Source organism: Roseovarius sp. BRH_c41, assembly GCF_000961715.1.
Classification (GTDB): domain Bacteria; phylum Pseudomonadota; class Alphaproteobacteria; order Rhodobacterales; family Rhodobacteraceae; genus Roseovarius.
Genome location: NZ_LADY01000059.1, coordinates 127,648 through 151,183, shown reverse-complemented (window position 1 = coordinate 151,183; position 23,536 = coordinate 127,648). Strand labels below are relative to the sequence as shown.

Below are 23,536 nucleotides of genomic sequence, written 5' to 3'. Positions count from 1 at the left end.
GCGACCGGCGCAAATTCCCGGATTCCGCTTGACGTTTGGGCCCGCACTCTGTTGAACCGCCCTGACATGTAACAGACGGATGGCCATCGGCGATGGATGATCAGAACAAGAACCTAATCTTTGCAACTGCGCTCAGTTTCCTTGTGATTCTGGTCTGGTTCGTGATGTTCCCCCCCCCGGAGTCCCCGGCAGTCGACCCCAACGCTCCCGTCCCGAGCGCCACACAGAGCGTGCCCGCGCCAGTTGCGGACAGCACGGCCGATGCGACCACAACCCAGACGGCGGCCCCCGCAACAGAGCCGGACGCCCCGCGCCTGAACATCGACACACCCAGCCTGCAAGGCACGATCTCGCTGCAGGGCGGCCGAATCGATGACCTCTTCCTCAAGAATTATCGCGAAACGATTGATCCCGCCTCTGACATCGTGCGCCTGCTCGCCCCGGTCGGAAGCGAGGCCCCCTATTACGCCCTCTACGGTTGGGCGCCCGGTGCCGGTCTGACCGCCGATCAGGTCCCCGGTTCCAACACGCTCTGGCAAATCGAGAGCGGCGAGACCCTGACACCGACCTCGCCCATCACCCTGTCTTGGGACAATGGCGCTGGTCTCATCTTCCGCCGCGAACTCAGCGTGGACGAGGATTTCATGTTCTCGGTCCGCCAGTCGGTCGAGAATACCGGGGCCAGCGCCGTGAGCCTTGCGCCCTACGGCATCCTTGCGCGCCACGGACGACCCGCAGATCTCAAGAAGTTCTTCATTCTCCATGAAGGGCTGATCGGGATGGCCGATGGCACCCTGTCGGAAATCAAGTATGACGATGTCGAAGAATATCCGTTCAACGCCCGCGAGGGCGCGCCCGCCGAGGTGACGCAAGTGACCGAGAACGGTTGGATCGGCTTTACGGATCACTACTGGATGACCACCCTCATCCCCGCCTCGGGCAACCCATTCAAATCCGTGAGCAAATTCGATCCGCAGCGCGGCATCTTTCAGACCGAAACCGTGCAACCGACCCAGACGGTCGAGCCGGGTCAAACCGCGTCCGCCGACACCCGCCTCTTTGCCGGGGCCAAGGAATGGGCCACGATTCGCGCCTATCAGAACGAGCAGGGCGTCGACCGCTTTCTCGACTCCATCGACTGGGGCTGGTTCTTTTTCCTGACGAAACCGATCTTTGCAGCGCTGCACTGGTTCAACGCCCTGATTGGCAACATGGGCTGGGCGATCATAGCGCTGACGCTGCTGATCAAGGCGCTCGTGCTGCCGTTGGCCTATAAATCCTACGTCTCCATGGCCAAGATGAAGGAACTCCAGCCGCAGATGGAGAAGATAAAGGAGACTGCCGGGGATGACCGCCAAAAGCTCCAGAAGGAAATGATGGAGCTGTACAAGCGGGAAAAGGTCAATCCGGCGGCGGGCTGTCTGCCCATCCTGTTGCAAATCCCGATCTTCTTTTCGCTCTACAAGGTGATCTTCGTCACGCTCGAATTGCGCCACGCGCCATGGGTGGCCTGGATCAAGGATCTTTCAGCCCCCGACACCTCGTCGCTCTATAATCTCTGGGGCATCCTGCCCTGGGCGGCTCCAGAGCCGGGTTCGATCCTGGCGCTGATCTTCATCGGGATTCTGCCGCTCTGCCTTGGTATCTCGATGTGGCTGCAACAAAAGCTGAACCCATCGCCCACCGATCCCACGCAAAAGATGATCTTTGCCTGGATGCCTTGGGTCTTCATGTTCATGCTGGGCAGCTTTGCCTCGGGTCTCGTGATCTACTGGATCGCGAACAACGTGATCACTTTCAGCCAGCAATACGTGATCATGCGCTCGCATGGCCATAAACCGGACGTGTTTGGCAATATCCTCTCCAGCTTCAAACGCAAGAAACCCGCGCCGGAACCCGCGCCCAAAGCAACGCCCAAGAAAAAATGACAGAGGTTCGCGCCCTCTGGCGGCACCCCATCAAAGGCCACGGGCGCGAGGCCCTCACCGCCGTCACCCTCACCGCCGGGCAGGCCATGCCCGGCGACCGTCTTTGGGCCGTCGCCCTCGAAATCGCGCGGCTGACGACCGGCGAATGGGGGCCTTGCGTCAATTTCTCGCGCGGATCCAAGACCGGGGCGATCATGGCGATCAACGCACGGTTCGATGAGGCATCCGAGACCGTCACCCTCAGCCACCCCGACCGCCCCGACCTGACCTTTCGGCCCGATCACGACGGGCAGGCGTTTCTCGATTGGGTGCGCCCCCTGATGCCCCCCGAGGGCACGCAGCCGACCCGCCTCTACCGCCTTGACGGGCGCGGCTTTACCGATACCGAGTACCCGTCGGTCAGCCTGCTCAACCTCGCCTCCAACGCCGATCTCGCGGCCAAGATGGGGGCCGATGTCTCGCCCCTGCGCTGGCGCTGCAACATCCATCTCGACGGGCTTGCCCCCTGGGCCGAGTTCGACCTGATCGGCAAGACGCTGCGTATCGGCACAGCCGAGATGATCGTGCGCGAACCGATCCGCCGGTGTCTGGCCACCACCGCCAATCCGGCCACGGGTGTGCGCGACCTCGACACGCTGGCCGCGCTCAACAAGAACTGGGACCATCAGGATTTCGGCATCTACGCCGAGGTGATCACCGGCGGCACCCTCGCCCTTGGCGACCAGATCGAGGTGCTGTGATGGAACTGCGCTTTTCACCTGCCCCCGACCCCGATCACGAGACCTCCGAACTGGGGCGCAAGCTCTTTGCCGGGCCTGTGGATTTCGTCAAAGGCGTCGTTGCCATGTCGGGCCTGCCGCCCGCCGACCGACTCGAGGTGTGCTTTGCCGGGCGCTCCAATGTCGGCAAATCCAGCCTGATCAACGCCCTCACCGGGCGCAAGGCGCTGGCGCGTGCCTCCAACACGCCGGGCCGCACGCAGGAAATCAACTTCTTCGCCCTGGGCGAGAGCCACTATCTCGTGGACCTGCCCGGCTATGGCTATGCCAATGCGCCCCTCGCCGTGGTGCAAAAATGGCAGGCGCTTCTGAAGCAATACCTCTCGGGCCGCCAGACCCTGCGCCGCGCCTTCGTGCTGGTCGATGCCCGACACGGGATCAAATCCGTTGACGAAGAGATCATGTCGCTGCTCGACGCCTCCGCCGTGACCTTTCAATGCGTGCTGACCAAGACGGACAAGATCAACGCCACCGAGCGTGCGCGTGTGCTGGATCAGGTGCGCAGCAAGCTCGCGCCCCATCCGGCCGCCTTCCCCGAGCTGATCCTCACCTCCAGCGAGAAGTCAGAGGGTCTGGCCACCCTGCGCGCCACCATCGCCACGCTGGAATAGGGCGCGGCACGAGGGCTGCACGCCCCGGGCCTGACCCGGGGCCTCTCCCCCTCTGCGTGCCATATCTGCAAAAAAACAGCCCGCGAACCCCTCCTGGTTCGCGAGCCGCTCCTCCCTCTGCCAGACGCGCCTTACCGGCCCGCGTCCAGCACATCCTCGACCGTGCGCAGCCCGGTGCGCGGCGCTTGCACCAGCACCGCCATATTGCCCGGCTTGTGCTCGTTGCGCAGCATCTTGACATGCGCCTGCGGAATCTCGTCCCAGGGGAACACCTCGGACATGCAGGGATCTAGCCGCCGCTCGACCATCAGTTTGTTGGCCGCCGCCGCCTGCTTGAGATGGGCAAAGTGGCTGCCCTGCAAACGCTTCTGGTGCATCCACATATAGCGCACGTCAAAGGTGCAGTTGAACCCGGAGGTCCCGGCGCAGATCACCACCATGCCGCCCTTTTTGCACACCAGCGACGAGACCGGGAATGTCGCCTCGCCCGGATGCTCGAACACCATGTCCACGTTGACGCCCTTGCCGGTGATGTCCCAGATCGCCTTGCCGAACTTGCGCGCCTCTTTCAGCCACTCGTTATATTCGGGCGAATTCACCTTGGGCAACTGACCCCAGCACTTGAAATCCTTGCGGTTGATGACGCCCTTCGCCCCCTGATCCAGCACGAATTGCCGCTTGCTCTCGTCCGAGATGACGCCAATCGCATTGGCGCCCGCCGTATTCGCCAACTGGATCGCATAAGAGCCCAGACCGCCCGACGCGCCCCAGACCAGCACGTTCTGACCGGGCTTGAGATCATGCGGCGCGTGGCCGAACAGCATCCGATAGGCGGTGGCCAGCGTCAGCGTGTAGCAGGCACTTTCCTCCCATGTCAGATGCTTGGGGCGCGGCATCAATTGCTGCGCCTGAACGCGGGTGAACTGCGCGAATGATCCGTCCCCGGTCTCATAACCCCAGATGCGCTGCGTGGGCGAGAACATCGGATCGCCACCGTTGCAATCCTCGTCGTCGCCGTCGTCCTGATTGCAGTGGATCACCACCTCATCGCCGACCTTCCAGCGCTTGACCTTGTCGCCCACCTTCCACACGATCCCCGAGGCATCCGACCCGGCAATGTGATAGTCTTGGCCATGCACGTCAAAGGGACTGATCGGCTGGCCCAGACCGGCCCAGACGCCGTTGTAATTGACGCCCGCCGCCATCACCAGAACCAGAACCTCCTGGCTGTCGATCTCCCATGTATCGACGACTTCCTTCTGAAAGGACACGTCCGGCTCGCCATGCCGCTCGCGGCGAATGGCCCAGGCGTACATCTTCTTGGGCACATAGCCCAGGGGCGGCATTTCCCCAACCTCATAGAGGTCCTTTTCGGGGGCGTCGTAGGGCGCAATGCCCGTCTTGGTATCCAGGGCCATGGTCAACCTCCTGTCTCAGAATGCCGCGATGCAGAATCGTTCGTCTTGACCCGAGATACAAACGGCCTCGCAATAATGCAATAGCATTTGATGGTTTTTTGTAATTTTATAACCGAGCGGATGCAGAAAATCCACTCATCCCCCGCTGCACCCGCGAAATAGATGGTCAATCGAGGCGGCATAATAGGCCACCACGGGCCGCTCCGCCTCGGTGATCACAAAGGCACCGTGCCGTTCCTCGATCATCCCGCGCTTGCGCAGCACCTGTATCCCGAACCGCGCCGCATAGCCCAGATCCTTGCGCGGCAGATGCACATGCGCGCGCGGCACCTCGGCCAGCATCTCTGCCAGCGCCGCATCCAGCCCCTCGCGCGTCAGCGGCCCCTCGGCCCGGATCAGCGCCCGCGCGACCAATGGCACCGGCAGCACCGGCACCTCGGCCCCGATCCGCGCCATCAGCGCCCGCGCCAGCCCCTCGACCCCCGCCGCCGGATGATCGCGCTCGAACTCCGCCAGCGACATCGGCGCGCCAAAACTCACCGCCGCATAGCCATGCCGGTGATAGCGCCGCCTCAGCCGCAGCCAAACCTGCCGCAGCACGAATCCCGCCACAACGCTGATCCGCGCCGGAAACCGCCGCCCGCCCGCCTGTTCTGCGGCCACCAACAGCCGATCCTCGAACACCCGGTCGTAATTGATGGCCACAGGCACGAACACCACATCGCGCCCACCGGGGCGGCGCTCCTCCACCAGATATTTCAAGAGGCCCAGCTTGGGCGGCTGCAACCCGCCTGACAGGCTCAGCCCGCCTTCGGGAAACATCGCCTGCGTCACGCCGCCATCCGTGGCCATACCCACATAGCGCGCCAGCACCCGCCGATAGAGATCGCCGCGCGATTTGCGCCTTATGAAATAGGCCCCCATCGCCTTGATCAACCGGCTCAGCGGCCAGACCCGCGCCCATTCCCCCACCGCATAGCTCAGCGCCGACCGCTCTGCCGCAAGCCATGTGACCAGCACATAATCCATGTTGCTGCGATGGTTCATCACAAAGACCACCGTCGCCTCGCGGTCCACCGTGGCCAACGCCGCCTCGTCGAAATGCCCCAGCCGCACGCGGTAGAGCGACCGGCTCAGCCATTTCGCGAGGCGGATCGCAATGCCGAAATAGGCGGTGGCGGAAAAACTCGGCACGATTTCGCGCGCATAGCGCTTGGCCTGCTCAAAGGCCACGTTCTCGGGAATTCCCTCGGCCTGCGCATGGGCGGCAATCGCGCGGCTCACCTCGGGATCATAGATCAAGCGCTGGATCATGTCATAGCGCCGCGCCAGCTTGAACGGCTCAATCGGGCGCTGCAACCGCGTGTTCAGCCGCGCCACCACCCGCTCCAACCTGCGCCGCAGAAACCACCGCACCGAGGGGAAGAGAAAATGACTGGCAAAGGTGACGGCCGCAAACCCCACCAGCAACACCAGCACCCAGAGGGGCATTTCCACGGTCTGTCCCATGACCGCACCAAATCAGGGTTTGCCACTGCGGTAAATGCCCTCATGCCGCAACGCAGCGAATTGACAGCGCAACCTTCTTGCCTATACCCTGCCTCTCAACGTAACAAAATTGCGCACCCTGATTCACGAGGCCCCGTATGTCGCAGCCGCAGCAAGACCGCCCCAAGGACAAGCCTTGGCTCATCCGCACCTATGCGGGCCATTCCACCGCCGAGAAATCCAACGCGCTCTACCGCGCCAATCTCGCCAAGGGGCAAACCGGCCTCTCGGTGGCCTTCGACCTGCCCACCCAGACGGGCTATGACAGCGACCATATCCTCAGCAAAGGCGAAGTGGGCAAGGTGGGTGTGCCGGTCTGTCACTTGGGCGACATGCGCACGCTTTTCGCGGATATCCCGCTCGACCAGATGAACACCTCGATGACAATCAACGCCACCGCCCCTTGGCTCCTCGCGCTCTATATCGCCGTGGCCGAGGAACAGGGGGCCGATGTCACCGCCCTGCAAGGCACCGTGCAAAACGATCTCATCAAGGAGTATCTCAGCCGCGGCACCTATATCTGCCCGCCCGCGCCCAGCCTCCGGATGATCGGCGACGTCGCGGAATACTGCTATACCCATGTCCCCAAATGGAACCCGATGAACGTCTGTTCCTATCATTTGCAAGAGGCAGGCGCGACGCCGGAACAGGAACTTGCCTTCGCCCTCGCCACCGCCATCGCCGTGCTCGATGAATTGCGCCCCCGCGTGCCCGCCTCTGATTTCCCGGCGCTGGCGTCGCGGATTTCCTTCTTCGTGAACGCCGGTATCCGTTTCGTCACCGAAATGTGCAAGATGCGCGCCTTTGTCGATCTCTGGGATGAAATCCTGCGCGACCGCTACGGGATCGCGGATGCCAAATTCCGCCGCTTCCGGTACGGCGTGCAGGTCAATTCCCTTGGCCTCACCGAACAGCAGCCCGAGAATAACGTCTACCGCATCCTGATCGAAATGCTGGCCGTCACCCTCTCGAAACGCGCCCGTGCTCGCGCGGTGCAATTGCCCGCCTGGAACGAGGCGCTCGGCCTGCCGCGCCCCTGGGATCAGCAATGGTCGATGCGTATGCAACAGATCCTCGCCTATGAAACCGACCTCTTGGAGTTTGACGACCTCTTTGATGGCAACCCCGCCGTCGATGCCAAGGTCGAGGCGCTCAAGGACGGCGCACGCCATGAACTCGCCAATCTCGACAGCATGGGCGGCGCTGTCTCCGCCATCGACTACATGAAATCCCGCCTCGTGGACTCGAACGCCGACCGCCTTGGCCGGATCGAGCGCAACGAGACCGTCGTCGTCGGCGTGAACCGTTGGCAGGACGGCGAACCCTCGCCCCTGCAAACCGAGGATGGCGGCATCATGACCGTCGATCCTGCGGTCGAGGCTGAACAAATCGGCCGCCTCGCTGACTGGCGCCGCGCCCGTGACACCGCGGCGGTCACATCGACCCTTGCCGCCCTGCGCGCCGCCGCCGCCGAGGGACGCAATGTGATGGAACCCTCCATCGCCTGCGCCCGTGCCGGTGTCACAACAGGCGAATGGGCGGCCCAGATGCGCGCCGTCTTTGGCGAATACCGCGGGCCGACTGGCGTCTCCGCCAGCCCCTCGAACCGGACGGAAGGGCTGGATGACATTCGCAATGCCGTCAGCGCGGTCTCGGACCGGCTTGGTCGCCGCCTCAAATTCCTCGTGGGCAAGCCCGGTCTCGACGGTCACTCAAACGGGGCCGAGCAGATCGCCTGCCGCGCCCGCGATTGCGGCATGGACATCGGATATGAGGGCATCCGCCTCACCCCGGAACAGATCGTCAATGCAGCCCTCGAGGACCGCGCCCATGTCGTCGGCCTCTCGATCCTCTCCGGCAGCCACATGCCGCTGGTCGAGGATCTGATGGAGCGGATGCGCGCGGCTGGCCTTGGCGACGTGCCGGTGATCGTCGGCGGCATCATCCCCGAGGATGACGCCCGCCGCCTACGCGAAATGGGCGTGGCCCGCGTCTATACGCCCAAGGATTTCGAGCTGAACACCATCATGATGGATATCGTTACCCTGGTCGATCCGCAGGCGGTCGCGGCGGAATGACCGCCGCCCTCACCATCCGCCCAATAGAAGCCGCAGATCGCCCCGCTTGGGGCGACCTCTGGCGTGCCTATCTCGATTTCTATGAAACCACCCTGCCGGAAACGGTCTATGACACGACCTTTGCCCGGCTCCTCTCGCCCGATCATCCCGATCAGAACGGGCTGATCGCACTTCTCGATGGGCGCGCCGTGGGTTTGGTGCATTACATCTACCACGCCCATAACTGGCGCGTCGAACAGGTCTGCTACCTTCAGGATCTCTATGCCGCCCCCGAGGCGCGGAGCCTTGGCATTGGCCGCGCACTGATCGAGGCGGTCTATGCCCGCGCCGATGCCGATGGCCGCCCGGCGGTCTATTGGATGACGCAAGAGTTCAACACCACCGCGCGCCAGCTTTACGATCGCATCGCCACTGTGACGCCGTTCATCAAATATTCCCGCTGACTCTGTCAGGACAGGGCCGCGTGGATGAGCGCGACATCCGACGTTACAAAACACCCTCACAAACCTTATAGAACTGCACATTCAAAAGGGCCGTTCCTCGCGGAAACGGCCCTCTAGAAGTCGCGGAGGTGGGCCGGTTAGGCGCACCAATCTGGTTGGCTTTCGCCTCGGGGCTGCCCTAGGCGATCATCTCCCAAACTGTTCCGACACCTCGCTCCAATCCCTCTGTAGACACTGGACCACCTCCTTTCGCTTGTTGAACTTATCCACAGGTTGCCACAGATTTTGCGGTTGTCAAAACAAAATCATGTGGTCTATGAAAAAAAATCCGCAGCATGCTGATTTAATCAGCCTGCAACACCGACACGCACTGTCCGGGCAGATCCGCCATGGTCAATTCCCGCTTGGGCACAGGCTTGGGCGCGTTGGGATCAGGCGGCGGTGGATTCAGAATGTTACGCACCCACTGTTCTGCTTCGGCACAACCATCCCCCGGTGGCGGTGCATCTTGCGGCACGCAACCCCTTGCACCAGAAGGACAATTCAGCCTGACATGGAAATGATAGTGATGCCCGTACCATGGTCGCACCTTGCCCAACCACGCTCTGTCACCGCCTTGTTCATTTCTGCACATCTGCACCTTGGCACCGGCAAAGATAAAAATTCGCGCTGTGCGTGGGTCTTTCGCGGCAGCTTTGACAATCTCGTGATGGGCGCGGGTCCAGCTGCTGTTGGTATAGGCGCCATTCGCCCTTTGCATTGAAATCGAAGAGATATTTTCTCGCTGAACCGCCGTCAGATTGAGATTGTCTGCCGGTCTCAGCCAAATGTCCGCGTCCAGCCCCATCTGGTGACTGGCATGCCCGGTCAGCATCGGCCCGCCGCGCGGCTGGCTGATATCCCCCACATACAGGCCGCTCCACCCCGGCTGCTGCGCCGCGACGCGCGACAGTTTTTGAACAAGATCAATGGTTTCCGGGTGCCCCCAATTTCGGTTTCGGCTGAGCCGCATCGCCTGCCAAGTCGGTCCGGTCTCGGGCAAGGCGACACCCCCTGCCAGACAGCCCTTGGCATAGCTGCCATAGGCTGCGGGACTGTGTTCAGACCCGCGCGCCTCAGCGCCGAACAGTCGCTTGGCCTGAACCCCTTGCATCGCCGCCGGGATACTCTGGCTCGACAGGATACCGGCTGGCTCGGGTTCTGGTTTGGACGGCGTGCAGCTTGCCAACCCAAGCACAAGCGCGCTGATGACTATGATCCGACCCATGTGTCCTTGTCCCCTTCCGCCTTGACCCAACGTAACAGAACGAGGCCAATCACGAAAAGCAAAATCACCGGTGACACCCCGATGCGCGCCGACCCGCTCAGCGTTGTCACCATCCCGATCAACGCCGGAGCCATGAACGCCGTCGCCCGTCCTGAAAGACCATAAAGCCCAAAGTTTTCAGTGGGTAAGGCTGGATCTGTGTGCCGCACCATCAGCGACCGGCTGGCCGATTGCAACACCCCGCCAAAGCCACCGATCAGCACGCCACAGCCGAAAAAAACCACGTCCGGCAGCTTGGACCCGTCGGCCAGCGGCACCCCTAGAATCTGGCTCCGGTCCATGCCCACAACAATGACGCAAACCGCCATCAGCGCCCAGATCGCCACTTTGATGACTGGCTTGGGGCCAATCCGCTTGTCCGCCTTGCCTCCGACCCAGCTAAACACCGCCCCGGCAATCGCACCGATGATCCCGAACACGCCGACAGAGGTGATCGACCAGTTCAGCACCAGAATGGCATAGGTCCCGCCAAAGCCATAGAGCCCGTTGAGCGCGTCGCGGTAGAACATCGACGATCCCAGATAGGTGCTCAGACTCAGCCGGTGCCGCAAGCTCTTGAGGGTCATGAGCAAGGTCGCAAGGGCATCCGACACGCCCCGGCCATGCCCCTTGGGGCCGGTGTCACGCACCCAGAGGAAATAGGGCACCATGAAGATCAAATACCACAGCGCCGTGAACGGCCCCACCGCCCGCGTGCCTTCACGCAGCGTGGCATCCAGCCCAAAGGCCGGATCAAGCCCGATCAGCGTTTTGCCGTTCGATTGCTCGACAAACAGCGCCAGAACAATCAAGAGCGACACCACCCCGCCGACATAGCCAAAGGCAAAGCCGGAACCGGACAGGTTTCCGACCTCCTCCGCTGTCCCCAAGGAGGGAAGCTGCGAATTGATGAAAATGAGCGCGTATTCCGCGCCGATGAACCCGAACCCAAAGGCCATCAGCCCCCACCAGAGGTTCGATCCGTCCGGCATCGTGCCCCAGACCGCCGTGGCCCCCACGACATACATCATGGAAAACACGATAATCCACGACAACCGCCGCCCCGAGGTATCGGCAAAGGCCCCCATGATCGGCGCGCCCAGCCCGATGATCAGCCCCGTCACCGTCAGACACCACGACCACATCGCCTGAGCACGAGCATCCGCCACGTCTTCAGCAAGACCCGTTCCGATGAAATACTCGGACGCGACCGTGGCAAAATAAGGTCCAAAGACAAAGGTCACCAGCAGGGTGTGATACGGCTGACTCGCCCAGTCAAAGAAATACCAGCCCCAGATCCGCTTGCGCCGCGATACGCCTGTCATGCCCCAACCCCTTTGGTTTCAAAGGGATATGACAACCGTTGCGCCGTTTGCGCAAGCTATTCCTGAGCATCCTGCATGGGCGGCCAGGGACGTGTGGACTCCGCCGCAACCCAGGCGGCGGCCCAATCAGGCATGGCGGGCGCGCTCATGTCCTGTCCTATTTCGGCCACCACGCGATCCGGCGCAATGATCCCGTCGCGCCCCGTGATGGCGGAACGCAGCAGGATGTGGTTGGCACATTCACCCGACGCCTTCCACATGGATTGCTCGACATAGACGAATTTATCATCCCATGACAGCAACCGAGAGCGCATCTCGATCCGCTCGAACATGGTAATCCGGCGGCGATAGCGCACACTCGCCCCGGCAATCGCCAGCCCCCAGCGATTGCGTTTGAGCGCGCCAATCAGCCCCACACGCCCCGCCAGCGGTATCCGCCCCAGATCAAAAATCGTGAGCGTCCGCCCATTGTTCAACTCGCGCCACAGGTCAATGTCCCATGGCATGCAGATATGGTGCGACACATGCGTTCCCGTCAGCGGCAGGCGCGGGGATTTGCGATAGAGAAACAACTGCCACATCAGGCGCAGAACGGGATACATCGGCATTCTCCTTCACCGGGCGGCTTGGCATCCCCGCCAGCAGGCGTCAACCGCGACCACGCGTCAGACTTGCGCTTTGCGATGGCGTTTAATAGGTCATAGTGGCTCAGCCCCCAGAGGACGCCCACCCATGCAATCGCTTTTCCAAATCCTGATGCTCCTGCTCGATATCCTTTGGTTCTTCATCATCGCGCATGTGATCATGTCATGGCTGATCAATTTTCAGGTCTTGAACCTGCGGCAGCAATTCGTGGCGCAGGTCTGGTATGGTCTCAATCGCCTGCTGGAACCGATCTATAGCCGCGTCCGCCGCATCCTGCCGCCGATGTCCGGCATTGATCTGGCCCCGCTGGTTGTTCTGGTTGCGGTCTATGCGCTGCGGATCGTGCTGATCAACAACGCTGCCGCATTTTACTGATGTCCGGGGCTTGTTCACCGAATCTTAGTATGAAAAACTTTCTGTAAGAGCAGATAGATAAATCTTACAGGAAACTCCCATGCCAGGCGCTGCCACGCTTTTGCGCGATGTGTTCGGATTCGATGCCTTTCGTCCCGGGCAAGAAGAGATCATTCACACCGTCGCCACCGGCTGCAACACGCTGGCCATCATGCCCACGGGGGGTGGAAAATCCCTGTGTTTTCAGATCCCTGCGCTGATGCGCGAGGGTGTAACGGTTGTCATATCCCCCCTCATTGCCCTGATGCGCGATCAGGTCCGCGCTCTCAAAGCCGCAGGCGTCGAGGCGGGTGCCCTCACCTCCGGCAACACCGAGGAAGAAACCGCCGAGGTTTGGCAGGCGCTTGAGGCGGGGCGCCTGCGCCTGCTCTATATCGCACCGGAACGGCTTGCGGCGGGGTCATCGCTTGGCATGCTGCGCCGCATCGGTGTGGGCCTCATCGCCGTCGATGAGGCCCATTGCGTCAGCCAGTGGGGCCATGATTTCCGCCCCGACTACCTGCGCATCGGAGAACTCAGGCGCGCGCTCAACGTGCCGCTTGCCGCCTTTACCGCCACCGCCGATGCCGAAACCCGCGACGAGATCGTCGAGAAACTGTTTGACGGGCAGTCACCGCAGATTTTCTTGCAAGGCTTTGACCGGCCCAACATCCACATGGGTTTTGCCTCCAAGGACAATCCGCGCGCGCAAATCATGGCCTTCGCCGCCGCACGCAAGGGGCAGTCGGGCATCGTCTACTGCGGCACCCGCGCCAAGACCGAAACCCTCGCCCGCGCGCTCTTGGACGCCGGGCATTCCGCCTGCGCCTATCACGGCGGGATGGAGGCCGAGGCCCGGCGCGTCGTCGAAGGGCGCTTCAGCAGCGAGGATGGGCTGATTGTCGTGGCCACCGTCGCCTTTGGCATGGGCGTGGACAAGCCGGATATCCGCTGGGTCGCGCATGCCGACCTGCCCAAGTCCATCGAAGGCTATTATCAGGAAATTGGTCGCGCCGGGCGCGATGGCGCGCCTGCCGAAACGCTGACGCTCTTTGGCCCCGATGACATCCGCCTGCGCCGCTCGCAGATCGACGAAGGCTTGGCCCCGCCCGACCGGCGCATGGCCGATCACGGGCGGCTCAACGCCCTTCTGGGTCTGGCCGAGGCCTTGGAATGCCGCCGCGCCACGCTCTTGCGCTATTTCGGAGAGACCGCCACACCTTGCAGCAATTGCGATCTCTGCGACACCCCGCCCGAAACCTTTGACGGCACCGAGTCGGTGCGCAAGGCGCTCTCGGCGATCCTGCGCACCGGCGAGAGCTTTGGCGCAAGCCATCTGATCGACATTCTCACCGGCACCGCCACCGATAAAATACGCCAACGTGGGCATGAGACGCTCCCCACCTTTGGCGTCGGGCGCGACATGGACAAACGCGGTTGGCAAGGCGTCTTTCGTCAGATGATGGGGCGCGATCTGATCCGCCCGGATCGCGAACGCCATGGCGCGCTCGTGATGACAGAGACCGCCCGCCCGATCCTGCGCGGCGAAGACAGCGTCACCCTGCGCCGCGACACGATCAACCACACCCCGCGCCCCGCCGTGCGCGCCCTTGTGTCAGACGAAGACGCGCCACTCCTCTCGGCCCTCAAGGCCAAGCGTCGCGCACTGGCAGAGGCCGCCAGCGTCCCCGCCTATATCGTCTTCAACGACCGGACGCTGATCGAGATGGCCGAAACCCGGCCCGAAACGCTCGATCAAATGGCCCGGATCAGCGGCGTCGGCGCGAAGAAACTAGAGCGGTATGGCGCGGAATTCCTCGAAGTGATCACCGGGGCGGCCGATCCCGTGCATCCCACGCGCCGCAAACTCGCCGGCAGCACCGCAGGCGAGGTTTACGACCGGCTAATGCAGGCACAGGCCGATCTGAGCCGCGGCGAGACCGGCATCGACCGCCCCCTCAGTTGCTCTGCGTCATTGGTCGCCAAAGTCGCCAGCCAGAAACCCCGCACCCCTCAGGAAATGCAGCGCTTGCTCGGCGAAAAATATGCCGACCGTTTTGGCGCGGCCTTTCTGGACGTTCTGCACGCCGCGTCCTAGATCACGCAAAGCGCTGCACAAAGGATCATTGAATGCTCGTCGTCGTCTCCCCTGCCAAGAAATTGGACATGACCCCGGTCGAGGGGATCATACCCACCCGCCCCCAATTCACCCACGAGGCCGGGGAGTTGGCGCAGGTGGCGCAGGGGCTGAACGTGGGCGACCTGCAAAACCTGATGCATATCAGCGAGAGTCTTGCGCGCCTCAACGTCGACCGCTTTGCCGACTTCGGGCAGATGGCGGAAAAACCCGCCGCGCTTGCCTTTGCTGGCGACACCTATCAGGGGCTCGAGGCCGGGTCGCTCGACCCCGAGGAAATGGCCTGGGCGCAGGAGCATTTCCGCATTCTGTCCGGACTCTACGGTGTTCTGCGCCCACTTGACGCGATAGAGCCGTATCGCCTTGAAATGGGCAGCCGGTTGAAAACCGCGCGTGGCAAAACGCTCTATGACTATTGGGGCGCGCAGATTTCCCAGGCTCTGAATACGCAGGCCCAAACGCTTGGCACCGATACGCTCATCAACTGTGCCAGCCAGGAATACTTCGGCGCGGTGAATCGCGCTGCGCTGACCCTGCGCGTGGTCACACCCGTCTTCATGGAGGACAAGGCAGGCACGCCAAAGATCGTCAGCTTTTACGCGAAACGGGCGCGCGGGGCGATGGCACGGTTCATCATCCAGCACCGCCTGACGGACCCCGACGCGATCCTTGACTTCGACAGCGGTGGCTATCGCCATGACGCCAGCCTGTCAAAACCCGATCAGCCGGTATTCCTGCGCGATCACCCGACCGCCTGAACCGGCTCAACCGCCCCCTCAGGCGCGCGTGCGCCTTTGGGGCAAGCGGCAATGATGTGAGCAAGGATCATCTCCTTGCGCAGCGGTTTGGTCATATAGTGATCCAACCCGGCCGCCAGAATTTCCGCGTCATCCCCGGTCATCGCATGGGCGGTCATCGCCACGATGGGCACATGCCGCCCACTCTGCGCCTCAATCCCGCGAATGGCGCGCGTGGCCTCCTTGCCATCCATTTCCGGCATGGAAATGTCCATGAAAACCACATCCGGCACGAGCGCGCGATAGAGCTCCACCGCCTCACGCCCATTCTCGGCAAAGCTCAACTCGATATCCAACCCCCTGACCATCTTGGAAAACACAAGGCGGTTGGTCCTGTTATCCTCAGCCGCCAACACCCGCATGGGTCGCGCCTGCACAGGGTCTGATGGCATCAACGCGGCCAGCACACCAAACAGATCCCGCCGCGCCACAGGCCTTTGCAGCACCGCCTGCACATGCACGCGGGCCGGGTCCTGTTCGGCATAGCCGGTGTTGTGGCTCAGCAGGAGAAACGGCATGCCATGCCCTGCCTCGCGCAGCGCCTCGGCCAGCTCCAGCCCGTCCATCCCGACCATATTGTGATCACTCACCACCAGATCAAAACCCGCGCCCACCTGCACCAAGGCCTCTGCCGCGTTCTGGCAACTGACCACCGCGACGCCCAACTGCGCCAATTGTCGTTCCAGGATGGCCCGGCTTGTCGCTTGCGGCTCGACGATCAGCGCCCTGAACTGGCCGTTGATCAGATTGGGCATATCCACCTCGCCAATCTCCGCCACTGGCAAAGACACCGAGAAGCCGAATGTCGACCCCTTGCCCGGCTCAGAGTCGACCCAGATCTTGCCGCCCATCAGCCGGATCAGCCTTTGCGAGATGGCAAGGCCAAGGCCGGTCCCCTCGAACTTGCGGTTGCGCTCGTCATCGACCTGATTGAACTCGCCAAAGATATGGTCGATCTTATCCGGAGGAATCCCGATGCCGGTATCCTCGACCGTCACATGCACGCTCGCCCGCCCCTCGGCATCAGGATGAACGCCCGTCACCCGCACCAGAACATGGCCCGATTCCGTGAACTTCACCGCATTGCCCAGGAGGTTTGTCATGATCTGCCGGATACGTCCCGGATCACCCACGAACCGCGTGGGGAGAAACAGATCGTAATCCACCAGCAACTCTAGCCCCTTATCGCGGGCATTGACCTGCATCAGCGTCACCAGCTCGTGAATACACCGCTCCAGATCAAAGGGCTCGGCGTGCAACACCAGCTTTTCGGCCTCGATCTTGGAATAATCCAGTACATCATTGATGATCACCAAAAGCGCCTCACCGGAAGTCTTGATGGTCGACGCAAAGAGCCGCTGCTCTTCGGTCAGATCGGTTTCCAACAACAGTTCTGCCATGCCCACAACCCCGTTCATCGGCGTGCGGATTTCATGGCTCATATTGGCGAGAAACGATGATTTCGCCCGGTTTGCCGCCTCTGCGCGCCGCCGCGCCTCGGTCAATTCTTTCTCATGCCGGATCGTATCGGTGATGTTGAGCGCAAGGCTCACCATATCGCCACCATGTCCACGCTGATCAATCAGCTTGATATAATGCCCATTCCAGAGCCGGATCACCTCTGGTTCAGGCGCGAAGCTCTGCCAGCGATCCAGCATCTTCTCCCGCCATTCATGCGGTTTCAGCGCGCCGATATTGACGACCCCCTCTTCTGTGATGAATTGCAGGATCTCGATATAGCTCACGCCGGGCTTGACGGCTTCCAACCCGTCAAACACCGCGAGATAGGCATTGTTGGCCGCGATCATCCGGCTGTCGGCATCAAAAAAGGCAAAGCCATCCTGAATCGTCTCGATCGAATGCCAGAGCCGACGTTCGGCAATCTCGACCTTTTGATAGGCGTCATTCAAATCGGATTTGACGCGCTGGTTCTCGTCGCGGACGGTCTGCACCTCGGCCCGCGTCTCATGGATCTCATGCGACAGGGCAAGCGCATGCTTACCCAGCTTGCGATTGGCGGCCTGCAATTCGGCCTGTTTCTGTTCCAGCAGGCGTTCAGCGGCCAGTCTGGCGCGCCGTTCTTCTGCCAGTTTATTCGCGAGGCTCATGCCCGTGCTCCGACATGCCGGATCGTGATCGTCCCACAATCCGGCATCGTCGTGAACAAGCGGTTAAGGCCGCAAAAAATACCGGCTCAGAGCCGTTCAATCGCCAAGGCAATCCCCTGACCGCCACCAATGCACATGGTAATGATCGCGCGCTTACCCCCGGTCCGCTCCAACTCATAGAGCGCCTTAACCGTGAGAATAGCACCCGTCGCCCCAACCGGATGGCCAAGCGCAATGGCCCCCCCATTGGGATTGACCCGGGCAGGATCAAGACCAAGCCCCTTGTTGACCGCAAGCGCCTGCGCGGCAAAGGCCTCGTTCGACTCCACCAGATCGAAATCCGATGCTGTCAGACCGATCCGCTTGAGCAGATTTTCCACCGCAGGCACCGGACCGATACCCATCACCTGAGGGCGCACCCCGGCATGAGCATAGCCAAGGATGCGGGCGCGTGGCTTGAGGCCAGCCGCCTCTGCGGCATCGGCGCGCGCCAACACAAGGGCGGCGGCACCATCGTTGATGCCGCTGGCATTACCGGCGGTCACGGTGCCCTCCTTCTGGAACACGGTCTTGAGACCGGCAAGCGCTTCGGCGGTGGTCGCCTTGGGATGCTCGTCGGTGTCAAACGCCACCATGTCGCGTTTCACCCGCACCTCGACCGGCACGATCTGGGATTTGAACCGCCCCTCGCTGATCGCCGCACCGGCACGCCGCTGGCTCTCGAGCGCAAAGGCATCCTGATCCGCACGGCTGATCCCGTGTTCCGCCGCGACATTCTCGGCGGTGACACCCATATGTCCGGTGCCAAAGGGACAGTTGAGCGCCCCCAGCATCATGTCGAGCGTCTTTACATCACCCATCTTGGCACCCCAGCGTTGGTCGGGGATGATAAAGGGCGAGCGGCTCATGTTCTCGGACCCGCCTGCAAGACCGAAATCGGCATCGCCCAGCATCAGGGATTGCACGACCGAGACAATGGCCTGCGCCCCCGAACCGCAGAGGCGGTTGACGTTCATCGCCGGTGCCGTATCCGGAATCCCTGCCTCCATCGCGGCCACGCGGCTCACATACATGTCACGCGGTTCGGTGTTGATGACATGGCCAAAGACCACATGCCCGATCTGCCCGCCCTCGACACCGGACCGCGCCAAGGCCTCGCGCGCCACGATGGCCCCAAGCGTGGTGGGTGGCGAGCCCGCAAGCGCGCCGCCAAAAGTGCCAATCGCCGTGCGGCAGCCGTCCAGAATCACGATGTCGGTCATGGGTATCCTCCCCCCGGGTTACATTGCGGCGAGCCTAGCGGCTGCGGCACGTTCATGGCAACGGGGACGTGTCGTCAGACGGCGCAATCCTCACGGACAGAGCGCGATCCGGCCCGTTTCCGTCAAGAGCGACGCCTCGCGCCCCTCGAACACCGCTGGCCAGAGCGGACGGCCATAGGCGGCACCACCATCCAGATCAATGCGGTTGCCGAAATGGGTGGGCATCTCAAGAGCGGTGTGCCCATGCACGACAAGCCACGGATGCGCACCCTCATGGTCGAGAAACCCGTCCCTGATCCACATCAGGTCCGCGGGATCTTGGGCGGGCAAGCTAAGGCCGGGCCGGATACCCGCATGAACAAAGAGCAAATCGCCCACCTCTTGCCAGAGCGGCAAACCCGCCAGCCAGTCGCGATGCGCCTGCGGCACGGCACGCCGGGCGGCCTCCCACGCGGTCGCGTCTTCCGTCACGTCAAGGCCGTAGGAGGCCAATGTCGTGGCCCCGCCCAAACGGTGATGCAGCCAGGACAGGCCAGAACGGATATGCGGTGACTTGATCACGCCAGTATCGAGGAAATCCATGAACATCTGATCGTGATTGCCGCGCAGCACGGTCCAGGGGCGGCCCTGCGCCTGCGCCACCCGCAATCGCTCGATCACGGCACGGGAATTGGGGCCACGATCGACCAAATCCCCCAAGAAAACGATGCGCGCCTCCGCCCCGCCATCCCGCGCGACAAGATCGAGCGCGGCCTCAAGCAAGGCGTCCTGCCCGTGAATATCGGGGATGGCATAGATTGGATCTGTCATGGTCCCGTTGAACTCCTGCGTGCCGTGGATGTCCAGAAGGATTAGCAAAAAGCCGCCCCAAAGGGCGGCCCGTTTCACGCGTTAGGCAACGTCGAACTTCAACTCGCGAATCTGCTGGAATTTGCCCGTGGCATGCAGCGCCTTGATCGCCGCCTCAGGCACTGGCGCATCAACATAGAGCAACGCAATCGCCTCTCCCCCCGCATCCGACCGGCCAAGGGTGAAATTCGCGATGTTGACGCCATTCTCGCCCATGGTCATCCCCAAGGTGCCGATGATGCCCGGCACATCCTCATTGGTGGTATAGAGCATGTGACGACCGATTTCGGCGTCGATATTGATGCCCTTGATCTGGATAAAGCGCGGTTTGCCATCCGAGAACACGGTGCCGCCAATCGAGCGCTCACGCTTGTCCGTGACGACCGTGATCTTGATATAGCCCTCGAAAGCGCCGGATTTGTCCTGCTTGGTGGTGCTGATCTTGACGCCGCGCTCCTTGGCCACCACCGGGGCAGAAACCATGTTGACCTCGGGGTTCACACATTTCATGATCCCCGCCACAGCGGCAGAGGTGAGCGCGCCAAGGTTCATCTCGGACACCACCCCATCATAGAGGATATTGATCGCCTTGATCGGCTCGTCGGTCATCTGGCCGATGAAATTGCCCAGATGATCCGCCAGCTTGATCCACGGCCCCATCACCTTGGCCTCTTCCGCCGTCACCGACGGCATGTTGAGCGCGTTGGTCACAGCCCCTGTGAGCAGATAGTCGGACATCTGTTCGGCCACTTGCAGGGCGACATTTTCCTGTGCCTCTGTGGTGGCGGCCCCCAGATGCGGCGTGCAAACCACATTGGGCAAACCAAAGAGCGGGTTGTCCACCGCCGGTTCCTCGGTAAACACGTCAAAGCCCGCGCCCGCCACATGGCCGGATTTCAAGAGGTCCGCGAGCGCCTGCTCATCCACCAGACCGCCACGCGCGCAATTGATGACGCGCACGCCCTTCTTGGTTTTCTCTAGGTTCTCGCGGCTCAGGATATTGCGGGTCTGATCGGTCAGCGGCACATGCAGCGTGATGAAATCGGACCGCTTGAGTAATTCCTCAAGCTCGACCTTTTCCACGCCCATCTTGTCGGCCTTTTCCTGTCCCAAAAAGGGATCATAGGCGATCACCTTCATCTTGAGGCCCCGCGCCCGGTCACAGACGATGCCGCCGATATTGCCCGCGCCGATAACGCCAAGCGTCTTGTTAAACAGCTCCACGCCCATAAAGGCGTTTTTCTCCCATTTGCCGGCATGGGTCGATACAGAGGCCTCCGGCAGTTGCCGCGCCACAGCGAACATCATCGCGATGGCATGCTCTGCCGTGGTGATCATGTTGCCAAAGGGCGTGTTCATCACGATCACGCCTTTCTTGCTCGCCGCTTCCTTGTCGATATTGTCAGTGCCGATACCCGCGCGCGCGATCACCTTGAGCTTATGCGCATTGGCGAGGATCTTTTCCGTGACCTTGGTCGCGGACCGGATGGCGAGACCATCATACTCACCGATCACCTCGGCGAGTTTATCCTTGTCCTTGCCAAGTTCGGGGCGGAAATCCACCTCGATGCCCCGATCGCGAAAGATCTGGACGGCGGTTTCAGAGAGTTTGTCAGAGACGAGAACCTTGGGGGCCATTGCTGGGCTCCTTGACTGAAAGTCTTGAGGGGGAGACCCGGACTCTTGAACAGAGTCCGGATCGATTTCTTTTCAAGAAATCGGGATCACGCCGATACGGACAGCGCTGCGATCTCGGTCTCGAACGCCCATTTGATCCACGGCATCAGCGCCGCTACATCGGCGGTCTCGACCGTGCCACCGCACCAGATCCGCAGACCGGCAGGCGCATCGCGATAGGCGCCGATGTCATAGGCGACACCTGCCGTTTCCAGCCGCTTGGCAACCGCCTTGGCAAAGCTCGCGCCATCGCTGATCCGGGCATCCTCGAAGGTGAGGCAGACCGACGTATTTGAGCGGATCGCCGGATCAGTCGCCAGAAATGCCAGCCAATCGTTTTGCGTCACGAAATCCTCGACCGCCGCCAAATTGGCATTGGCGCGCGCTTGCAGGCCCGTCAGACCGCCCACCGACGCCGCCCAGTCGAGCGCCACAAGGTAATCCTCGACCGCGAGCATCGAGGGCGTGTTGATCGTCTCGCCCACGAAAATCCCGTCAATCAGCTTGCCGCCTTTGGTCAGGCGGAAAATCTTGGGCAGGGGCCAGGCGGGGGTATAGCTCTCCAGCCGTTCCACCGCGCGTGGGCTCAGGATCAGCATGCCATGCGCCGCCTCGCCGCCCAGCACTTTCTGCCAGGAAAATGTCGTCACATCGAGCTTGTCCCACGGCAAATCCTGCGCAAAGGCAGCGCTCGTCGCATCGCAGATCGTGAGACCCTGACGATCCGTCTTGATCCAGTCGCCATTCGGCACGCGCACACCAGAAGTGGTGCCGTTCCATGTAAACACAACATCCTTGTCGGTATCGACCGATGCCAGATCAACGATCTGACCATACTCAGCCGTTTTCACCACAGCGTCGAGTTTGAGTTGCTTGACCGCATCGGTGACCCAGCCTGCGCCAAAGCTTTCCCAGGCCAACATCTCGACGGGGCGCGCGCCCAGCAGGTTCCACATCGCCATTTCCACGGCACCCGTGTCAGAGGCGGGCACGATACCGATCTTGTAATCGGCAGGCACGCCCAGAATGGCACGGGTGTTCTCGATGGCGGCCTTCAGCTTGGCCTTGCCCCCGGCGGCACGGTGGCTGCGGCCCAAAGGCGCGTCAGACAACATGTCGAGCGTGAATGTGGGGATCTTGGCACAAGGGCCAGACGAAAAACGCGGATTTTCCGGCCGCGTTGCCGGTGCTTCAATAGCCATTTAGCTACCCTCTCAGATAAGCGCCCCTCGTTGGGGAGGGGTGTCCCACTGACCGGATTACGGCCAACCGGGGTCTTTCGCAAGTGCAGAAATGACGCTAGAACGCCGCTTGAGTGAGAAATTGCGACACAGCGCGCCTACGATCGGAAACCTGCCCCATGTTCACCACTACATTGATCGCAGCCCCCGGTGCGCTGCAACCGGCTTTGGTCGAGGCGCTGCGCAACGCTTGGGGTGGCGGCTCTGCACACTGGCTGGCCCCCGACGAGGCGGCGGAGTTCGACATGCCCGAGGTGCCGGGCAACCGATGGGAGATCTGGGCCGAACTGCAAAACCAAGCCGTTGATCTGGTGGTTCAGCCGACAGAGGGGCGGCGCAAGAAAATGCTGCTCGCCGACATGGACAGCACCATGATCCAGCAGGAATGCATTGATGAGTTGGCCGAGGTCGCCGGCGTCGGCGCGCATGTCCGCGCCATCACCGCGCGCGCGATGAATGGCGAGTTGGATTTCGAGGGCGCGCTGATCGAGCGTGTGGCGCTCCTCCGCGATCTGCCCGAAACGGTGATCCAGGACGTTCTGACAAGCCGGATCACCTATATGCCGGGCGGCGCCGCTTTGGTCTCAACCATGCGCGCCAACAGAGCCTATTGCGCGCTGGTCTCGGGGGGGTTTACCGCCTTCACCCAATCGGTCGCGGGACATCTCGGATTTGACGAGAACCGCGCCAACACGCTTTTGGCCGAGAATGGCCGCCTGCTGGGCGATGTCGCCCGGCCCATCCTTGGGCGCGCGGCCAAGGTGCAGGCGCTGGAAGAGATCAGTGCGCGGCTCGGAATCACCGAAACCGACGTTCTCGCCGTCGGGGATGGGGCCAATGATCTGGGTATGCTGGGGCGCGCTGGCGCGGGCGTCGCGCTCCATGCCAAGCCGAGCGTCGCCGCTGAATGTGACATCCGCATTAATCACGGAGATCTTACGGCGCTGCTCTATATCCAAGGCTATGTGCGGGACGAATTTGCCTGATCGAA

19 protein-coding genes are annotated in these 23,536 nt (G+C 62.0%); 9 read left to right on the top strand and 10 right to left on the bottom strand.

From position 1 onward, the window contains the following. Positions 1–92: 92 nt before the first annotated feature. From yidC to yihA, 3 genes are read left to right on the top strand one after another with little or no spacing between them, the layout of a single operon-like run. Complete coding sequence (yidC, locus tag VR71_RS18515) at positions 93–1,928, top strand: membrane protein insertase YidC (protein WP_045686093.1); 1,836 nt, start codon at positions 93–95, stop codon at positions 1,926–1,928. Beyond that, positions 1,925–2,668 (top strand): MOSC domain-containing protein, encoded by a 744-nt coding sequence (locus VR71_RS18510; protein WP_045686092.1) that lies wholly within the window; start codon positions 1,925–1,927, stop codon positions 2,666–2,668. Before yidC ends, VR71_RS18510 begins: the two co-directional genes overlap by 4 nt. Then, positions 2,668–3,318 carry a ribosome biogenesis GTP-binding protein YihA/YsxC gene (yihA, locus tag VR71_RS18505; protein ID WP_045686091.1) on the top strand — a complete coding sequence of 217 codons (651 nt, stop codon included), beginning with the start codon at positions 2,668–2,670 and terminating at the stop codon, positions 3,316–3,318. The genes VR71_RS18510 and yihA overlap by 1 nt, the downstream gene beginning before the upstream one ends. Before the next feature lie 131 nt (positions 3,319–3,449). Here yihA and ccrA read toward each other — a convergent pair whose 3' ends face one another. Next, positions 3,450–4,736 (bottom strand): crotonyl-CoA carboxylase/reductase, encoded by a 1,287-nt coding sequence (gene ccrA / locus VR71_RS18500; protein WP_037276605.1) that lies wholly within the window; start codon positions 4,734–4,736, stop codon positions 3,450–3,452. A 135-nt stretch (positions 4,737–4,871) separates the two neighbouring features. Then, positions 4,872–6,245, bottom strand: a complete 1,374-nt coding sequence (locus tag VR71_RS18495; protein ID WP_045686090.1) for a 1-acyl-sn-glycerol-3-phosphate acyltransferase — start codon at positions 6,243–6,245, stop codon at positions 4,872–4,874. Positions 6,246–6,382: 137 nt separating this feature from the next. Between VR71_RS18495 and VR71_RS18490 the strand changes: the two genes are divergently transcribed. Both VR71_RS18490 and VR71_RS18485 read left to right on the top strand, forming a co-directional pair. Then, positions 6,383–8,362, top strand: coding sequence for a methylmalonyl-CoA mutase family protein (locus VR71_RS18490; protein ID WP_045686089.1), 1,980 nt, complete (start codon positions 6,383–6,385; stop codon positions 8,360–8,362). Continuing rightward, positions 8,359–8,805, top strand: coding sequence for a GNAT family N-acetyltransferase (locus VR71_RS18485; RefSeq protein ID WP_045686088.1), 447 nt, complete (start codon positions 8,359–8,361; stop codon positions 8,803–8,805). Before VR71_RS18490 ends, VR71_RS18485 begins: the two co-directional genes overlap by 4 nt. A gap of 343 nt (positions 8,806–9,148) precedes the next feature. Here VR71_RS18485 and mepA read toward each other — a convergent pair whose 3' ends face one another. Genes mepA through VR71_RS18470 form a run of 3 tightly spaced genes read right to left on the bottom strand, consistent with a single transcriptional unit; the run spans position 9,149 to position 12,038 of the window. Then, positions 9,149–10,072, bottom strand: a complete 924-nt coding sequence (gene mepA, locus VR71_RS18480; RefSeq protein WP_045686087.1) for a penicillin-insensitive murein endopeptidase — start codon at positions 10,070–10,072, stop codon at positions 9,149–9,151. Continuing rightward, positions 10,057–11,436 (bottom strand): MFS transporter, encoded by a 1,380-nt coding sequence (locus VR71_RS18475; RefSeq protein WP_045686086.1) that lies wholly within the window; start codon positions 11,434–11,436, stop codon positions 10,057–10,059. Before VR71_RS18475 ends, mepA begins: the two co-directional genes overlap by 16 nt. Before the next feature lie 56 nt (positions 11,437–11,492). Continuing rightward, complete coding sequence (locus tag VR71_RS18470) at positions 11,493–12,038, bottom strand: acyl-CoA thioesterase (RefSeq protein WP_045686085.1); 546 nt, start codon at positions 12,036–12,038, stop codon at positions 11,493–11,495. Positions 12,039–12,168: 130 nt separating this feature from the next. Here VR71_RS18470 and VR71_RS18465 point away from each other — a divergent pair, with 130 nt between their 5' ends. From VR71_RS18465 to yaaA, 3 genes are all read left to right on the top strand, one after another. Then, the gene (locus tag VR71_RS18465) at positions 12,169–12,456 is read left to right on the top strand and encodes a YggT family protein (RefSeq protein ID WP_009816591.1); all 288 of its coding nucleotides are present in this window, start codon (positions 12,169–12,171) and stop codon (positions 12,454–12,456) included. A gap of 79 nt (positions 12,457–12,535) precedes the next feature. Further along, positions 12,536–14,572 carry a DNA helicase RecQ gene (gene recQ / locus VR71_RS18460; protein WP_045686084.1) on the top strand — a complete coding sequence of 679 codons (2,037 nt, stop codon included), beginning with the start codon at positions 12,536–12,538 and terminating at the stop codon, positions 14,570–14,572. A gap of 32 nt (positions 14,573–14,604) precedes the next feature. Then, positions 14,605–15,369: a peroxide stress protein YaaA gene (gene yaaA, locus VR71_RS18455; RefSeq protein WP_045686083.1), complete on the top strand. Its 765-nt coding sequence runs from the start codon at positions 14,605–14,607 to the stop codon at positions 15,367–15,369. Here yaaA and VR71_RS18450 read toward each other — a convergent pair. From VR71_RS18450 to VR71_RS18430, 5 genes are all read right to left on the bottom strand, one after another. Continuing rightward, positions 15,354–17,516 carry a response regulator gene (locus tag VR71_RS18450; RefSeq protein WP_045686082.1) on the bottom strand — a complete coding sequence of 721 codons (2,163 nt, stop codon included), beginning with the start codon at positions 17,514–17,516 and terminating at the stop codon, positions 15,354–15,356. The two genes, yaaA and VR71_RS18450, sit on opposite strands and share 16 nt — an antisense overlap. An 86-nt stretch (positions 17,517–17,602) precedes the next feature. Continuing rightward, on the bottom strand, positions 17,603–18,778 hold the full coding sequence (locus VR71_RS18445) for an acetyl-CoA C-acyltransferase family protein (RefSeq protein WP_045686081.1): 1,176 nt from the start codon (positions 18,776–18,778) through the stop codon (positions 17,603–17,605). 90 nt (positions 18,779–18,868) lie between these two features. Then, positions 18,869–19,588, bottom strand: a complete 720-nt coding sequence (locus tag VR71_RS18440) for a metallophosphoesterase family protein (protein ID WP_045686109.1) — start codon at positions 19,586–19,588, stop codon at positions 18,869–18,871. Positions 19,589–19,669: 81 nt separating this feature from the next. Beyond that, positions 19,670–21,265 carry a phosphoglycerate dehydrogenase gene (gene serA, locus VR71_RS18435; protein WP_009816604.1) on the bottom strand — a complete coding sequence of 532 codons (1,596 nt, stop codon included), beginning with the start codon at positions 21,263–21,265 and terminating at the stop codon, positions 19,670–19,672. A gap of 86 nt (positions 21,266–21,351) precedes the next feature. After that, entirely contained in the window at positions 21,352–22,506 is a 1,155-nt protein-coding gene (locus VR71_RS18430) for a phosphoserine transaminase (protein WP_045686080.1), read from the bottom strand. Between the two features lie 158 nt (positions 22,507–22,664). Between VR71_RS18430 and serB the strand changes: the two genes are divergently transcribed. Further along, on the top strand, positions 22,665–23,531 hold the full coding sequence (gene serB / locus VR71_RS18425) for a phosphoserine phosphatase SerB (protein ID WP_045686079.1): 867 nt from the start codon (positions 22,665–22,667) through the stop codon (positions 23,529–23,531). The last annotated feature ends 5 nt before the right edge of the window (positions 23,532–23,536 follow it).

Bases quoted from the DNA above. Each gene is read 5' to 3' on its own strand.
- serB (WP_045686079.1), top strand. From the start codon at position 22,665: ATGTTCACCACTACATTGATCGCAGCCCCCGGTGCGCTGCAACCGGCT.
- yihA (WP_045686091.1), top strand. From the start codon at position 2,668: ATGGAACTGCGCTTTTCACCTGCCCCCGACCCCGATCACGAGACCTCC.
- yaaA (WP_045686083.1), top strand. From the start codon at position 14,605: ATGCTCGTCGTCGTCTCCCCTGCCAAGAAATTGGACATGACCCCGGTC.
- VR71_RS18495 (WP_045686090.1), bottom strand. From the start codon at position 6,245: ATGGGACAGACCGTGGAAATGCCCCTCTGGGTGCTGGTGTTGCTGGTG.
- VR71_RS18450 (WP_045686082.1), bottom strand. From the start codon at position 17,516: ATGAGCCTCGCGAATAAACTGGCAGAAGAACGGCGCGCCAGACTGGCC.
- VR71_RS18475 (WP_045686086.1), bottom strand. From the start codon at position 11,436: ATGACAGGCGTATCGCGGCGCAAGCGGATCTGGGGCTGGTATTTCTTT.
- VR71_RS18485 (WP_045686088.1), top strand. From the start codon at position 8,359: ATGACCGCCGCCCTCACCATCCGCCCAATAGAAGCCGCAGATCGCCCC.
- VR71_RS18445 (WP_045686081.1), bottom strand. From the start codon at position 18,778: ATGACCGACATCGTGATTCTGGACGGCTGCCGCACGGCGATTGGCACT.
- VR71_RS18510 (WP_045686092.1), top strand. From the start codon at position 1,925: ATGACAGAGGTTCGCGCCCTCTGGCGGCACCCCATCAAAGGCCACGGG.
- ccrA (WP_037276605.1), bottom strand. From the start codon at position 4,736: ATGGCCCTGGATACCAAGACGGGCATTGCGCCCTACGACGCCCCCGAA.
- VR71_RS18430 (WP_045686080.1), bottom strand. From the start codon at position 22,506: ATGGCTATTGAAGCACCGGCAACGCGGCCGGAAAATCCGCGTTTTTCG.
- mepA (WP_045686087.1), bottom strand. From the start codon at position 10,072: ATGGGTCGGATCATAGTCATCAGCGCGCTTGTGCTTGGGTTGGCAAGC.
- VR71_RS18470 (WP_045686085.1), bottom strand. From the start codon at position 12,038: ATGTATCCCGTTCTGCGCCTGATGTGGCAGTTGTTTCTCTATCGCAAA.
- VR71_RS18465 (WP_009816591.1), top strand. From the start codon at position 12,169: ATGCAATCGCTTTTCCAAATCCTGATGCTCCTGCTCGATATCCTTTGG.
- yidC (WP_045686093.1), top strand. From the start codon at position 93: ATGGATGATCAGAACAAGAACCTAATCTTTGCAACTGCGCTCAGTTTC.
- VR71_RS18440 (WP_045686109.1), bottom strand. From the start codon at position 19,588: ATGACAGATCCAATCTATGCCATCCCCGATATTCACGGGCAGGACGCC.
- recQ (WP_045686084.1), top strand. From the start codon at position 12,536: ATGCCAGGCGCTGCCACGCTTTTGCGCGATGTGTTCGGATTCGATGCC.
- VR71_RS18490 (WP_045686089.1), top strand. From the start codon at position 6,383: ATGTCGCAGCCGCAGCAAGACCGCCCCAAGGACAAGCCTTGGCTCATC.
- serA (WP_009816604.1), bottom strand. From the start codon at position 21,265: ATGGCCCCCAAGGTTCTCGTCTCTGACAAACTCTCTGAAACCGCCGTC.